Genomic DNA, 14464 nt, shown 5'->3' with positions numbered 1-14464 from the left:
TCACCAAAGATAGCGCTATCTTTAGATTGGAACGCTGTACCCGCTACGCCCACAACAATGACAAGATGAGGCACTGAACCATGTTTGGTTTGGCAAACGATACCTACTTGCTGCTCGATGCAATTGTCACCATCATCGGCCTCGTGCTGCTGATCACCCACTTCAAGGTCCACCCCTTCGTTGCGCTGACCTTAGCGGCCGGTTTTCTTGGCCTGACCTCGGGCATGCCGGTGGCCAAGGTGATGAAATCTTTCCAGGACGGCTTCGGTGGCGTGCTTGGCTTTGTCGGTATCGTCCTGGCTCTGGGCACCATGCTTGGCAAGCTGATGGCCGACTCCGGCGGTGCCGACCAGATCGCCCAGACGCTGATCCGCGCCTTCGGCAAGCAGAAAGTGCACTGGGCCATGATGTTCTCCGCGTTCCTGGTGGGCATTCCGCTGTTTTTCGAGATCGGATTCGTGCTGTTGATCCCGCTGGTGTTCATCGTCGCCCGCCGTTCCGGGGTCTCGCTGATCAAGATCGGCATTCCGCTGCTGGCCGGTTTGTCGGTGGTCCACGGGCTGGTGCCGCCGCATCCAGGCCCGCTGCTGGCGATCGGCATATTCAATGCCGACATCGGCAAAACCATTTTCTACGGCCTGATCGTTGCCCTGCCCACGGCGATCATCGCCGGCCCGCTGTATGGTAACTTCATCTCCCGCTACATTCCGGGCTCGCCGTCCCAGGAACTGATGGACCAGATCGCTCGCGAATCCGAGCACCAGAACCTGCCCAGCTTCAGCATCACCCTGATCACCGTGCTGCTGCCGGTGTTCCTGATGCTGCTCAAGACCTTCGCCGATGTAGTGCTGCCGGCCGAGCACATCGTGCGCCAGTGGATGGACCTGATCGGTCACCCGATCACCGCCCTGCTGGCCGCGCTGTTGCTGGCCTTCTATACCTTTGGCGCCGCGCGCGGCTTCTCCCGCCAGCACATCATGAAACTGCTCGACCAGAGCCTGGCACCCACGGCGGCGATCATCCTGATCGTCGGCGCCGGTGGTGGCTTCAAGCAGATGCTGGTGGACACGGGGGTCGGTAACGTCATCGGCCAGATGGCCGTGCATGCGCAGATCTCGCCGATCATGCTGGCCTGGCTAGTGGCCGCGGTGATTCGCATCGCCACCGGTTCCGCGACGGTTGCCACCATCACCGGCGCCGGCATCGTTGCACCGGTGATCGGCATGATTCCCGGGGTCAACCGGGAGTTGCTGGTACTGGCGACCGGTGCAGGTTCGTTGATCCTGTCCCATGTCAACGACGCCGGTTTCTGGCTGGTCAAACAGTACTTCAACATGACCGTTGCCGAGACGTTCAAGACCTGGAGCATGATGGAGACCATCCTTTCGGTGGTCGGCATCATCTTCATCATGCTGTTGTCGCTGGTGGTCTGAGGGCTCCGCCGCGAAGGCCGGAAGCGCGACATCGAACCAGGCCTGCTGCGCAGTCCATCACCGGCAAGCCTGGCTCCCACAGGGGGAGTCGGCTGCGATTTACACCGCCATCCTGTAGGAGCGAAGCTTGCCCGCGAAGAACGATAACGCGGTATAGCCGACACACCGCAGCGTCTGGTTCGCCGGCAAGCACGGCTCCTACAGGTCTGTGGTGTACCCGGTATCTGTAGAAGCTGGCGCAGCGCTCACCTGGTGATGCTCAACCAAGAAACAGTTTATAGGCCGGATTATCGGTCTCATCCCAGTAGCAATAGCCCATCGCATCCAGCGCACCCGGCAAACCGGCCTGTTCTTCCACTGGTACCTGCAGGGCGGCAAACACCCGTGCTTGCGCCGCGCCATGGTTGCGATAGTGGAACAGGCTGATGTTCCAGCGTTTGCCCAGTCGCTCGAGAAAGCCCAGCAACGCCCCCGGGCGCTCGGGGAACTCAAAACACAGTACGCGCTCATCACTACCCGGTTCGGCATGCCCGCCCACGGTATGACGCACATGCAACTTGGCCAGTTCGTTGTCGGTCAGGTCGAGTACGCTGTAGCCCTGCTCCGCCAGGCTGGCCAGCAAGCGCTCCCGTGGGTCGTGCTGCGGATGGGTCTGTACCCCCACAAACAACCGCGCTTCCTTGCCAGGCTGGCAGCGGTAGTTGAACTCGGTGATCTGCCGTTTGCCCAGCGCCTGGCAAAAGGCGCGAAAACTGCCGGGCTGCTCGGGGATGGTCACGGCGATGATGGCTTCACGCTGCTCACCCAGTTCGGCGCGTTCGGCAACATGGCGCAAACGGTCGAAATTGACGTTGGCACCGGAATCGATTGCCACCAGGGTCTGGCCGCTGACGTTTTCACGTGCCACGTACTTCTTGATCCCGGCAACCGCCAAGGCACCTGATGGTTCGGTGATCGAGCGGGTGTCGTCGTAGATGTCCTTGATCGCCGCGCACAGTTCGTCGCTGCTGACCGTGATGACTTCGTCGACGTAATGGCGACACAGTTCGAAGCAATGCGCGCCAATCTGCGCCACGGCCACACCTTCGGCAAAACTGCCGACCTGCGCCAGCACCACGCGCTCGCCTGCAAGCATGGCTGCCTGCAGGCAGTTGGAGTCATGTGGTTCGACTCCGATCACTTTCACCTCGGGCCGCAGGTATTTCACATAGGCGGCGATTCCGGCGATCAAGCCGCCACCGCCCACCGGCACGAAGATCGCATCCAGAGCACCGGGTTGCTGACGCAGGATCTCCATGGCCACGGTGCCCTGGCCTGCGATCACATCGGGATCGTCAAACGGCGGGACAAAGGTTGCACCCTCGCTGTCGGCGAGTTTCAGGGCATGCGCCAGGGCGTGCGGAAAACTGTCGCCGTGCAGCACCACATTGCCTCCACGCGAACGCACTCCGGCCACTTTCAACTCCGGGGTAGTGGTTGGCATGACGATCGTGGCGCGCATGCCCAGCTCGCGCGCGGCCAGGGCCACGCCCTGGGCATGGTTACCGGCCGACGCGGTGATCACCCCACGTGCGCGCTGGGCCGGGCTCAGGCGGCTGAGGCGGTTGTAGGCACCGCGGATCTTGAACGAGAACGTCGGTTGCAGGTCTTCGCGCTTGAGCAGCACCTGGTTGCCCAGCGACTCGGACAATGCCGGCGCAAATTGCAGGGGTGTTTCGATGGCCAGGTCGTACACCGGTGCAGCCAGAATGCGCCGCACATAATCGGACAGCAGGTTCAGCGGCGCGGACGGTGTGCGAGGGCTAACGGCAAGGCTGGTCATCGATGACTCCTGGTTTTTTAAAGTGCCCAGGAGAGAGAGAAAAAACCCGCCTCCAGGGCGGGTTCTGTGCAAGTGCCAGCTAGCCCGCCAAACTGATAATGGCGGTAATAATGCTGTGCTGAGGCAACTGCAGGAATGTGTTCATGCCGGGGAAACTAGCCCAGGCCCGCAGGCACTGTCAAGCCGTCTCGCGCGCAGAGTCGGGGACATCGAACAGCTGATCGAACGCCCACTGGAATACAAAGGCGTACACAAAGAAGAACAGGAACAGCGCCAGGTTGGTCAGCAACGCCGCCCACAGGCTGATCTGCATCCAGCCGGCCACTACCGGCAGCAAGATCAGCACCAGCCCGCCTTCGAAACCGAAGGCATGCATAAACCGACGCCACAATGTACGACGCCGTTGCGCCTGGCGAGCCTCCCAATACTCAAAAAGCCAGTTGTAGAGCATGTTCCAGGCCAGGGCCACGGCCGACAGGATCAGCGACAACGCCGCCGAATGGGCCATGTCGGCATCAAACGCCCAGGACAACACCGGCGACACGCAGAGCACCGCGATGCTTTCATACAGGATGGCCTGAACCACCTTGCGCGCCTTGCCTTGCATGATATTCGCTCTGCAGAATGAATGTAGCTCCACCGTAATGGCGTTGAGGGGGCCCTTCAATTGAGCTAGATTGAGCCTCCCTCAATCAGGTTGAGCGTCATGTTCGCCAAGCTGCCACTGACCGCCCTGCGTGCCTTCGAATCGGCGGCCCGTCTGGGTAGCTTTAAAGCTGCAGCCGACGAACTGGCGGTGACCCCGGCAGCCATTTCCCACCAGATCAAGCGCCTGGAAACCCACCTCGGTTTGATGCTGTTCGAACGCAGCGCGCAGCGTGTGACGCTAACGGCCACTGGCGATCAACTCTATCTGCAGGTCCACACCGGCCTGGGTGACCTGCAGCAGGCCCTGGCGTCCTTGCTTTCGCCCTGCGATCAGCAGCATCTGACCCTGACCACCACGGCGGCCTTCGCCAGCCTCTGGCTGATCCCGCGCCTCGGCGATTTTTATCAGCGCCACCCTGACATCCAGGTGCGGGTGCTCACTGGCAACGAGGTGGTCGACCTGCACCGTGACCGGGGCCTCGACCTGGCTCTGCGTGCTGAATTCAATGCCGACCCGAGCCTGTATCGCCTGACACTGCTGCCCGAGTACTTTGCCGTCTATACCCCGCCCGGCTGGCAGGAACCTGCAACCGACCAGCCGCTGACGCTGATCGAAGCACCCTGGGTTTCGGCCAGCGGTGCTGCCATCGACTGGCCTCGCTGGTGCGCCCAGGCCGATAAAACGCACTGGCTGCAACGGGCGCTCCTGCACCATTACGATGACGAACACCATGCCTTGCAGGCGGCCCTGGCCGGCCATGGTCCGGTGCTGGCCAGTAACGTGCTGGTGGCAGATAGCGTCACCAAAGGCCTGCTGCAGCCCTGGTGCGAAAACATCCGCCTACCCGCGGCGCACTACTGCGCCGTGTGCGTTCCGGGGCAGGAGAGGCGCCCGGCCGTCAGGGCGTTTCTTGACTGGTTGCAGGCACAGCTTGGCAACGCCCGCTGACCCCGCAGCAACCGCTCTGGCGCCCGCTCCCCTGGCGCCAGCAATCTGTCTCGGCCAGTGGACAACCCCCCGTTCTGCTGCTTGTATCTAACAGTTGAACCCCCTTCGAATCGCACACTTTTGCACACTGACCGGGACGAGGATCGCGACGATGGCGTACACAGTCATGATGGTTTTTGGCACACGCCCCGAAGCAATCAAAATGGCGCCCCTGGCCCGCGTATTACGCGAATGGCCAGACATCGACCTGAACATCTGCTCGACCGGCCAGCATCGGGAAATGCTCCAGCAGGTGCTCAACGATTTCGGCCTGAGTGTCGATGAAGACCTGCACGTCATGACCCAGAACCAGAGCCTCAACAGCCTGTCCCAACAACTGATGGAACAACTGGATGCGACCTACGCGCGAATCAAGCCGGAAATCGTCCTGGTCCATGGCAACACCACCACCAGTTTCATTGCCGCCCTCGCCGCCTTCAACCGGCAAATCCCGATCGGGCATGTCGAAGCCGGCCTGCGTTCCGGCAATATCAAGGCGCCCTGGCCGGAGGAAGCCAACCGGCGCCTGACCGGGGTGATCGCCGACCTGCACTTTCCGCCCACCACCAAGTCTCGCGACAACCTGCTGCGCGAAGGCGTGGCACTGGAGCAGATCGAAGTCACCGGCAATACGGTGATCGATGCGTTGTTCTGGATGCGCGATTACCTGAAAAACAGCCAGTGGAAACCCGGCACCGACTCGCCACTGACACACCTGCGTGATGACCAGCGCCTGGTGCTGATCACCGGCCACCGCCGGGAAAATTTCGGTCAGGGCTTTGAACGCATCTGCCTGGCCTTGGCCGAACTGGCCCTGCGCTACCCGGATGTACAGTTCGTCTACCCGGTGCATCTCAACCCCAACGTGCAGACCGCGGTGTACGCCTTGCTCTCGCACCAGCCCAATATTTTGCTGGTGCCGCCCCAGGACTACCGGCACTTCGTCTGGCTGATGGACCGCGCCTACCTGATCCTCACCGACTCCGGCGGTATTCAAGAGGAGGCGCCCGCCTTGGGCAAGCCGTTGCTGGTACTGCGCAAAGTCACCGACCGACCCTCGGTGCTGGAAGGCGGCACCGTGAAGCTGGTCGGCACCCTCACCGAACGGATCGTCAAGGAAACCAGCGCCCTGCTGGACGACCCGGCGGTCTACAAGCAGATGAGCCGGGTGTTCACTCCCTATGGCGACGGCAACGCCAGCGGACGTATTGCCGAACGGCTAAGCCGCTGGCTCGAGGAGCATGGGCGTGAGGTGCCTGAGGCATGAATGGAACGTTCAAATTTGCGCTAACCTGTGCCCCCTGCAACTGCCACTGCCTTCATCCAGCATTTATTGAATTCGCAAGGCCAGCATGTACAAGACCATAGAGCAACAGGTGCGCAGGAACGTCGCACCGCCCGAGCTTCGCCAGGAATTTCGCCAACATGATTTCGAAAGCCTGCACTCGTTCTGCATCCTGATCTTCTGTGTCAGCATCGGCATCTGGACCCTGTTCGACCTGATCGTCAGCTACCTCGGCCAACAGGATTTCACCTGGATTTCCATGGCCTTCATCACGGTGATGGTGACCCTCACCATCATCCTCGCCTTCACCCGCAAGGCCGCGCATTTTGACCTGCTCAACCTGGTGTTCATTGCAGTCATAACCCTGGCCATGCGACTGGTGATCGAAGGCCTGCCGATCGGCTTGCGCCCGGCCTGGCTGGTGCTGGGCGGCTCCAGTGTGCTGTACAGCGTCTCGGTGCTGCCGGTGCGACGCTGGGCGTTTTTTGCCGTGCTGGCGGTTACCTGGCTCAACCTCCAGCCGTTTCAGGTCGCCGACATGCACCTGCTCGAGCTGCGCGGCCTGATGTTCGTGTGCTACCTGGTGTTCATCAACGGCCTGATCATCTACACCTACCTGAAGATGCGCCGCGCCAAGCTGTACAACTTCTACCTGTCGAAAGTGCTGCTGGACCAGGCCTACATAGACGCCCTGACGGAAATCCCCAATCGCCGTTCGTTCATGGCCAAGGCACAAACCCACCTGAAGGAAGACGACGCACAAAGCCGCTACCTGGCAATGATCGACATCGACAACTTCAAGAAGGTCAACGACCAGTTCGGCCACGATATCGGCGATGTGGTACTCAAGCGCACGGCGGCCAACATCAAGGCGTCGATGACCGAATTCGAGTATGCACGGCTGGGCGGCGAGGAGTTCGTCATCTACCTCTGGGGCCTCAACCAAGCCGATGCCGAGCGGCGCGTTGCGGCGCTGTGCACGCAGGTCCGTGAAGACGCCGCGCAGTACCCGGTGACCATCAGCATCGGCCTGACCCGCATCTTGCAGGACGACAGCCTGACCAACGCCCTGGTCAAGGCTGATGAAGCCCTGTACGAGGCCAAGCATGCCGGCAAAGACCGCTATGTATTGTGGCGGGAAGAGATCCGCGTCTAGCCGCTATACACGCGGCAGGCGAATGATGAACTTTGCCCCGCCCAGCGCCGACTGCCCGACCGTCAGGGTTCCACCCTGGCTTTCGATGGCCCGTCGGCTGATGGCCAGGCCCAGACCGAAACCACCGGTCGCGCGGTCGCGGCTGCGATCCAGGCGATAGAACGGCTGGAAAATCAGTTCACGCTGGTCCGGGGGAATGCCGATGCCGTCATCTTCGACGGTCAGCAGACACTGCCCTTCGGCGTCCAGGTTCAGGCGTAGCAACAGTTGCCGGTCGCAATAGCGCATGGCGTTGCGCACGAGGTTCTGCAAGGCCCTGGCGGTCAGGCGCGGGTCAAGGACAAAACGCGGCAAGTGGTCGTCGGCGCGTACTTGCCATTCAATACTGCGGCCATCAAGTTCTTCGGCAAAGCTGCCAAGGATGCTGTCGACCAGCTCAAGCAACGACACCTCGACCCGTTCACGGGCCTGATCGGCATTCTGCAGGCGGCTGTAGGACAGCAGCTCGAGCACCAGTTCGTCCAGCTCACGCACATGCCCGACCAGCTCCAGCAAGCGCTTGCGGCAATGCGGCGGGACTTCGTCGAACAACAGCACCAGGCCGAAATCGAGCCGGGTCAGTGGCGTGCGCAGTTCATGGGAGACGGCATTGAGCAACTCGCGTTGTTGAGTGAGCAAACGCTCGACGTCCTGGGCCATGGTGTCGAACACCTCAGCCAGTTCGCCGATGTTTGAGCGCGCCGGGATCTGCGTACGCTCCGACAGGCGCCCCTGGCCCAGGCTGCGCGCGGTTTCCTTGAGCCGCTCAAGGTCGCGCCAATGCGGCCACACCCAGAGCAGCAAACAGCCGAGCAAGGCAGCAACGATCAGCACCGTTACGCCCCAGGAAATCAGGTTGATGTCCAGCGGGTCCGGGGGGTTGCGCAACTCTACCGCCCAGGTCGGGTCCAGTGGCGCCAGGGCCGACTTGTAATAGCCCCAGTCGCCCAGGCGTACGACATTTTCCCCGGCTGCCAGGCGTGCGCGCTCGGCATGTGACAGGCCGATCTGGTCCTGGCGTCGCAGCTCGATCTCCAACGGTGCGAAATCTGCCGCCAGTTCGTGCTCGACTGCTGGCCACTGGTCTGCGGGTACCTGGCGAAAGCGCTCGACGATCAGCTTCTGCACACCCTTGGCCTGGTTCAGGTTGTAGGCGATGAAACGATCATGGAACGCGCCGACAATGGCATCAGGAATAAGCAGCAAGGCGCCCGCGTAAGCGACGATGATTACCAGATACAGGCGAACCAGGATCTTCAGCATGACCGCCTCAGAACTCCCATTCCAGGCGGCTGAACAGGTAGCCCTTGCCCCACACGGTCTTGATCTTGCGCGCTTCGCCGGCGCTGTCGTCAAACTTGCGGCGCAGTTTGGAAATGGCCACGTCCACCGAACGGTCGGTGCCGTTGAACTCGATACCGCGCAGTTGTTGCAGGATGCGGTCACGGCTGAGCACCACCCCGGCATTACGCGCCAGCACCACCAGCAGGTTGTACTCACCGCTGGACAGCTCGACCTCCTGCTCACGCCAGAACACCGTGCGCTCGGCCAGGTCGATACGCAGGCCACCGACCACGATCAGGTCGCTTTCCAGGCGTGGCTCGTTGATGCTGCTGCGGCGTAGCAAGGTGCGGACCCTGGCCAGCAGTACCCGCGGCTCGCAGGGTTTGGTGACGTAGTCGTCGGCGCCCATCTCCAGGCCCAGGACCTGGTCATGGCTGTCGTCGCGCGCGGTGAGCATGAGGATCGGCAGCGACTGCGACTCGGCGCGCAGCAAGCGGCAGACTTGCAAGCCATCGAGCCCTGGCAGCATCAGGTCGAGAATGACCAGGTCCGGTTTGTTGCGCCGGGCCTCCGCCAGCACGTGGTCACCCCGGGCAATCACGCTGACGCAAAAATCGTTGCGCTGCAGGTAGCTGGCAATCAGTTCAGACAAGGCGCAGTCGTCTTCGACCAGGAGGATGTTGGGCATGGGCAATTTGACAGACAAGAAAAGTCAGGCAAGGATATAGGACCTTCTGCACAGCCAGTGCAATCCTTCACACTTTTTCACACTCGGCCTACACAGCTTAACAGTTGGACGTTGGCCTCCTGCCTTAGCATTGCCGGGTCATTTATGGAAGATCCGCATGCCCATTCCAAGCCCTGCCCGTCTGCGCGCCCTGTTGGCGCTGTTCGTCATTCCGCTGTCGCTCAGTGCCTGCAATGACAGCAACCCAGGTGAAGAGCAAGCACCGCCAAGCGCCGTGAGCATCGAAACCGTGCGCGCCCAGCCGCTGTCCATCAGCACCGAACTCAATGGCCGCATCCTGGCCCCGCGCACCGCTGAAGTGCGCGCGCGGGTGGCCGGTGTGGTGCTCAAGCGCGTGTACCGTGAAGGCAGTGACGTCAAGCAAGGCGACGTGCTGTTCCGCATCGATCCGGCACCGTTCAAAGCCGACGTCGACAGCGCCCGTGCCATCCTGGCCAAGGCCGAGGCCACCCGCTACCAGGCGCGCCTGCAGGATGACCGCTACCGCGAGCTGATCACCATCAACGCCGTCAGCCGCCAGGACCATGACAACGCCCGCGCCGCCCTCATGCAGGCCGATGCCGCCGTCGCCGAAGCCAAGGCAGCGCTGGAGCGCGCACAACTGAACCTGGGCTACGCCACGGTAACCGCACCGATTTCCGGGCGCATCGGTCGCGCCCTGGTGACCGAAGGTGCACTCGTCGGTCAGAACGAAACCACACCGCTGGCCACCATCCAGCAACTGGACCCGATTCACGCCGATGTCACCCAGTCGACCCGCGAACTCAATGCCCTGCGCCGTGCCTTGCGCTCCGGCGAATTGCAGCAAGTAGGCCAGAACCAGGCCAGCGCCACCCTGATCCAGGACGACGGTACCCCTTATCCGTTGCCGGGCAAACTGTTGTTCTCCGACATCAGTGTCGACCAGAGCACCGGGCAGATCACCTTGCGCAGCGAGTTCCCGAACCCGGACCTGGACCTGTTGCCAGGCAGCTTTATCCGCCTGCGCCTGGAGCAGGCCGTCAAGCAGCAAGCGATCAGCGTGCCGCAGCGCGCCATCTTGCGTGACAGCGCCGGCCATCCACGGGTGCTGCTGGTCGATGCCCAGCAACGCATCGCCGAGCGCACGCTGGTACTCGGGGCCGCACAGAACGACCGCTGGATCGTCATCCAGGGCCTGGCCCCGGGTGATCAGGTGGTGATCGAAGGCCTGCAACACGTCAACCCGGGCGACCAGGTTCGGATCGATAACGCGGGCAAAGACGCCCCCGCGATCGTTCAGCACAACGGCCAGTGAGGGCCTGATTCATGCCGCAGTTTTTTATTGATCGCCCGGTGTTTGCCTGGGTTGTCGCGCTGTTCATCCTGCTCGCCGGTGCCCTGGCGATTCCGCAGTTGCCCGTGGCCCAGTACCCCGACGTGGCGCCGCCACAGGTCGAGATTTACGCCGTGTACCCCGGCGCTTCGGCGCAGACCATCGACGAAAGCGTGGTCAGCCTCATCGAGGAAGAGCTGAACGGTGCCGACAACCTCCTCTACTTCAGCTCCCAGAGCAGCCTGGGCAGTGCCACCATCACGGCCACCTTCGAGCCTGGCACCAACCCGGACCTGGCCCAGGTCGATGTCCAGAACCGCCTCAAGGTGGTCGAGTCACGCCTGCCGCGTCCGGTTACCCAGCAAGGCCTGCAAGTGGAAAAAGTCTCCACCGGCTTTCTGCTGCTGGTGACCCTTACGGCCGAAGACGGCAACCTCGACGAAGTCACCCTGAGCGACTTTCTCGCGCGCAACGTGATGAACGAAATCCGTCGCCTGAAGGGTGTCGGCAAGGCGCAGCTGTATGGCTCGGAACGGGCAATGCGTATCTGGCTCGACCCGCAGAAACTCATCGGCTACAACCTCACCCCCGATGACGTCAACGCGGCCATTGCTGCGCAGAATGCCCAGGTGGCTCCCGGCAGCATCGGCGACCTGCCCACTACCGGCAGCCAGGAGATCACCGCCAACGTGGTGATCAAGGGCCAGCTGAGCACTGCCCAGGAGTTCGCCGACATTGTCTTGCGCGCAAACCCGGACGGTTCGCGCCTGACCATCGGGGACGTTGCCCGGGTTGAAATCGGCAGCCAGGAATACCAGTACGGCACCCGCCTCAACGGCAAGCCCACCAGCGCCTTCAGCGTGCAGCTGTCGCCTGGCGCCAACGCCATGGAAACGGCGACCCTGGTGCAGGACAAACTTGACGAGCTGTCGCGCTACCTGCCGACCGGTGCCAAGTTCGCCATCCCCTATGACACCTCGCCGTTCGTCAAGGTGTCGATCCAGCAAGTGATTACCACCCTGCTCGAAGCCATGGCCCTGGTGTTCGCGGTGATGTTCCTGTTCCTGCAGAACATCCGCTACACCCTGATCCCGACCCTGGTGGTACCGGTGGCACTGATGGGCACCTTTGCCGTCATGCTGGCGATGGGGTTCTCGGTCAACGTACTGACCTTGTTCGGCATGGTCCTGGCCATCGGCATCTTGGTTGACGACGCCATCGTCGTGGTGGAGAACGTCGAGCGCATCATGAGCGAAGAAGGCCTGTCGCCCCGGGACGCGACCAAAAAGGCCATGAGCCAGATCAGCGGCGCCATTGTCGGCATCACCCTGGTATTGGTCGCGGTGTTCCTGCCCATGGCCTTCATGAAAGGCTCGGTCGGCGTCATCTACCAGCAGTTCTCGCTGTCCATGGCGGTGTCGATCCTGTTCTCGGCGTTCCTCGCCCTGAGCCTGACCCCGGCGCTGTGCGCCACCCTGCTCAAGCCGGTCGCCAAGGGTGAACACCACGAAAAACGCGGGTTCTTCGGCTGGTTCAACCGCCGCTTCGAGCGCCTGACCAACGGCTACCAGCGCTGGGTCATTCAGGCCCTGAAGCGCAGCGGCCGCTACCTGATGGTGTACCTGGTGCTGGTTGCAGGCCTGGTATACGGCTTCAGCCAGCTGCCCTCCTCGTTCCTGCCTACCGAAGACCAGGGCTACACCATCACCGACATCCAGCTGCCGCCAGGCGCCAGCCGCGCGCGGACCGAAGCGGTGGCGGCGCAGATCGAGGCGCACAATGCCACCGAGCCGGGCGTTAGCAACAGCACGCTGATTCTGGGCTTCAGCTTCTCCGGCAACGGCCAGAACGCGGCACTGGCATTCACCACCCTCAAGGACTGGTCCGAACGCGGTGCCGACGACAGCGCCCAGTCGATTGCCGACCGCGCCAACGCCGCCTTCAGCCAGCTCAAGGATGCGATTGCCTATTCGGTGCTGCCGCCGCCCGTAGACGGCCTGGGTACCTCCAGCGGCTTCGAGTTCCGCCTGCAAGACCGCGGCGGCCTGGGGCATGCCGCCTTGATGGCCGCCCGCGACCAGTTGCTGGCCAATGCCGAAAAGAGCCCGATGCTGGCCAACGTGCGCGAAAGTGCCCTGGCAGAAAGCCCGCAAGTACAGCTTGAAGTTGACCGCAAGCAAGCCAACGCCCTGGGCGTGTCCTTTGCCGATATCGGCAATGTGCTCAACACTGCAGTGGGCTCCAACTACGTCAACGACTTCCCCAACCAGGGCCGCATGCAACGCGTGGTGGTACAGGCCGAAGGTGACCAGCGTGCCCAGGTCGAAGACCTGCTGAAGATCCATGTGCGCAACAGCAGCGGCAAGATGGTGCCGTTGTCTGCCTTTGTCCAGGCCAAGTGGGTCACCGGCCCGGTACAACTGACGCGCTACAACGGTTACCCGGCGATTGCCGTGTCGGGCGAACCGGCACCGGGCTACAGCTCGGGCCAGGCCATGGAAGAAGTGCAGCGCCTGGTAGACCAGTTACCGCTGGGTATGGGCCTGGAATGGACCGGGCTGTCGCTGCAGGAACGACTGTCCGGCTCGCAGGCGCCGATGCTCATGGCCTTGTCGCTGCTGGTGGTATTCCTGTGCCTGGCGGCACTGTACGAGAGCTGGTCGATCCCGACCTCGGTGCTGCTGGTCGTACCTTTGGGGGTACTTGGCGCAGTGATCGCGGTGAGCCTGCGCGGCATGCCCAACGATGTGTTCTTCAAGGTCGGCCTGATCACCCTGATCGGCCTGTCGGCGAAGAACGCCATCCTGATCATCGAGTTCGCCAAGCACCTGGTCGATGAAGGCCATGACCTGGTCGACGCCACGGTACAGGCGGCACGCCTGCGCCTGCGCCCGATCGTCATGACCTCGCTGGCGTTCATCCTCGGCGTGGTGCCCCTGGCGATTGCCAGCGGCGCCAGCTCGGCCAGCCAGCAGGCGATCGGCACCGGCGTGATCGGCGGCATGCTCAGCGCCACCCTCGCCGTGGTGTTTGTACCGGTGTTCTTCGTCGTCGTCATGCGCCTGACCGGCAAACGCCGGGCGAAAGCACAAGACGCTCAGGCCACCGCACAGGAGCAGTGATCTGGACAGGCGCCCGCGGGCATGGGATCGTGAGCAGCCGAGACTGCCTGGAGCCCTGCCGATGCCCGCCGCCGCTTGTTCCATTCTTCTGCTGGCCGGTGGTCGCGGCCAGCGCATGGGGGGGCAGGACAAAGGCCTGGTGAGCTGGCAAGGCAAGCCGTTGATTGCTCATGTGCAAACCGTGGTGCGGCCACTGACCGATGACCTGATCATCTCCTGCAACCGCAACCAGGACCGCTACCGGTCGTATGCGGATCAACTGGTCGGTGATGCCGAAGCCGGTTTTCCCGGGCCACTGGCCGGCGTGCTGGCTGGCCTTGGCGTGGCGCGTCATCCATGGCTGCTGGTGCTGGCCGGCGATGCACCCCTGATCGACCGTGAGCTGATCCTTGCACTGATGGCCCGGGCCAATGCCCACAATGAGCCGACGATGGCCCGTCAGGCGGGCTACTGGCAGCCGATGTTCAGCCTGATTCCCTGCGCGTTGCGCGACACCCTTGAGCAGGCCTGGCGACAGGGCGACCGCAGCCTTCAACATGTCCTGCTCAAGCACCCGGTACGGGCGCTGGACGTTGCCGACGACGACCGGCGATTGTGCAACTTCAATACGCCGGCGTTCCTTCAGGGCTGAACCTCGCCCCTGTG

General features: G+C 62.6%; 11 protein-coding genes. 7 read left to right on the top strand and 4 right to left on the bottom strand.

The annotated features are described in order from the left end of the window. Nucleotides 1-80 precede the first annotated feature (80 nt). Nucleotides 81-1433 carry a GntP family permease gene (locus I5S59_RS11730; protein ID WP_197876744.1) on the top strand — a complete coding sequence of 451 codons (1353 nt, stop codon included), beginning with the start codon at nt 81-83 and terminating at the stop codon, nt 1431-1433. A 259-nt stretch (nt 1434-1692) separates the two neighbouring features. Here I5S59_RS11730 and ilvA read toward each other — a convergent pair whose 3' ends face one another. Both ilvA and I5S59_RS11720 read right to left on the bottom strand, forming a co-directional pair. Then, complete coding sequence (gene ilvA, locus I5S59_RS11725; protein WP_197876743.1) at nt 1693-3255, bottom strand: threonine ammonia-lyase, biosynthetic; 1563 nt, start codon at nt 3253-3255, stop codon at nt 1693-1695. Between the two features lie 178 nt (nt 3256-3433). Then, on the bottom strand, nt 3434-3862 hold the full coding sequence (locus I5S59_RS11720; RefSeq protein WP_197876742.1) for a PACE efflux transporter: 429 nt from the start codon (nt 3860-3862) through the stop codon (nt 3434-3436). Nucleotides 3863-3961: 99 nt separating this feature from the next. Here I5S59_RS11720 and I5S59_RS11715 point away from each other — a divergent pair, with 99 nt between their 5' ends. From I5S59_RS11715 to I5S59_RS11705, 3 genes are all read left to right on the top strand, one after another. Further along, a complete protein-coding gene (locus I5S59_RS11715; RefSeq protein ID WP_197876741.1) occupies nt 3962-4852 on the top strand; it encodes a LysR substrate-binding domain-containing protein in 891 nt (296 codons plus the stop codon). A gap of 151 nt (nt 4853-5003) precedes the next feature. Next, nucleotides 5004-6158 carry a non-hydrolyzing UDP-N-acetylglucosamine 2-epimerase gene (gene wecB / locus I5S59_RS11710; RefSeq protein ID WP_197876740.1) on the top strand — a complete coding sequence of 385 codons (1155 nt, stop codon included), beginning with the start codon at nt 5004-5006 and terminating at the stop codon, nt 6156-6158. A gap of 85 nt (nt 6159-6243) precedes the next feature. Then, nucleotides 6244-7332, top strand: a complete 1089-nt coding sequence (locus I5S59_RS11705; RefSeq protein ID WP_197876739.1) for a GGDEF domain-containing protein — start codon at nt 6244-6246, stop codon at nt 7330-7332. Nucleotides 7333-7335: 3 nt separating this feature from the next. On the opposite strand, the gene I5S59_RS11700 is transcribed toward I5S59_RS11705, so the two are convergent. Both I5S59_RS11700 and I5S59_RS11695 read right to left on the bottom strand, forming a co-directional pair. Continuing rightward, the gene (locus tag I5S59_RS11700; RefSeq protein ID WP_197876738.1) at nt 7336-8634 is read right to left on the bottom strand and encodes an ATP-binding protein; all 1299 of its coding nucleotides are present in this window, start codon (nt 8632-8634) and stop codon (nt 7336-7338) included. A 7-nt stretch (nt 8635-8641) separates the two neighbouring features. Further along, nucleotides 8642-9343, bottom strand: coding sequence for a response regulator transcription factor (locus I5S59_RS11695; RefSeq protein WP_128325170.1), 702 nt, complete (start codon nt 9341-9343; stop codon nt 8642-8644). Nucleotides 9344-9500: 157 nt separating this feature from the next. Here I5S59_RS11695 and I5S59_RS11690 point away from each other — a divergent pair, with 157 nt between their 5' ends. From I5S59_RS11690 to mobA, 3 genes are read left to right on the top strand one after another with little or no spacing between them, the layout of a single operon-like run. Continuing rightward, the gene (locus I5S59_RS11690) at nt 9501-10679 is read left to right on the top strand and encodes an efflux RND transporter periplasmic adaptor subunit (RefSeq protein WP_197876737.1); all 1179 of its coding nucleotides are present in this window, start codon (nt 9501-9503) and stop codon (nt 10677-10679) included. Nucleotides 10680-10690: 11 nt separating this feature from the next. Next, a complete protein-coding gene (locus tag I5S59_RS11685; RefSeq protein WP_197876736.1) occupies nt 10691-13819 on the top strand; it encodes an efflux RND transporter permease subunit in 3129 nt (1042 codons plus the stop codon). Between the two features lie 43 nt (nt 13820-13862). Next, nucleotides 13863-14450, top strand: coding sequence for a molybdenum cofactor guanylyltransferase MobA (gene mobA / locus I5S59_RS11680; protein ID WP_420066453.1), 588 nt, complete (start codon nt 13863-13865; stop codon nt 14448-14450). Nucleotides 14451-14464 lie beyond the last annotated feature (14 nt).

This window comes from Pseudomonas alkylphenolica, assembly GCF_016009175.1.
GTDB classification, from domain to species: Bacteria; Pseudomonadota; Gammaproteobacteria; order Pseudomonadales; family Pseudomonadaceae; genus Aquipseudomonas; species Aquipseudomonas alkylphenolica_B.
Note: the sequence above shows the minus strand (reverse complement) of the source record. Positions and strands in the feature narration are given on the sequence as shown.

Coding starts and splice junctions, on each gene's coding strand:
- I5S59_RS11730 (WP_197876744.1), top strand. CDS start 81: ATGTTTGGTTTGGCAAACGATACCTACTTGCTGCTCGATGCAATTGTC.
- ilvA (WP_197876743.1), bottom strand. CDS start 3,255: ATGACCAGCCTTGCCGTTAGCCCTCGCACACCGTCCGCGCCGCTGAAC.
- I5S59_RS11720 (WP_197876742.1), bottom strand. CDS start 3,862: ATGCAAGGCAAGGCGCGCAAGGTGGTTCAGGCCATCCTGTATGAAAGC.
- I5S59_RS11715 (WP_197876741.1), top strand. CDS start 3,962: ATGTTCGCCAAGCTGCCACTGACCGCCCTGCGTGCCTTCGAATCGGCG.
- wecB (WP_197876740.1), top strand. CDS start 5,004: ATGGCGTACACAGTCATGATGGTTTTTGGCACACGCCCCGAAGCAATC.
- I5S59_RS11705 (WP_197876739.1), top strand. CDS start 6,244: ATGTACAAGACCATAGAGCAACAGGTGCGCAGGAACGTCGCACCGCCC.
- I5S59_RS11700 (WP_197876738.1), bottom strand. CDS start 8,634: ATGCTGAAGATCCTGGTTCGCCTGTATCTGGTAATCATCGTCGCTTAC.
- I5S59_RS11695 (WP_128325170.1), bottom strand. CDS start 9,343: ATGCCCAACATCCTCCTGGTCGAAGACGACTGCGCCTTGTCTGAACTG.
- I5S59_RS11690 (WP_197876737.1), top strand. CDS start 9,501: ATGCCCATTCCAAGCCCTGCCCGTCTGCGCGCCCTGTTGGCGCTGTTC.
- I5S59_RS11685 (WP_197876736.1), top strand. CDS start 10,691: ATGCCGCAGTTTTTTATTGATCGCCCGGTGTTTGCCTGGGTTGTCGCG.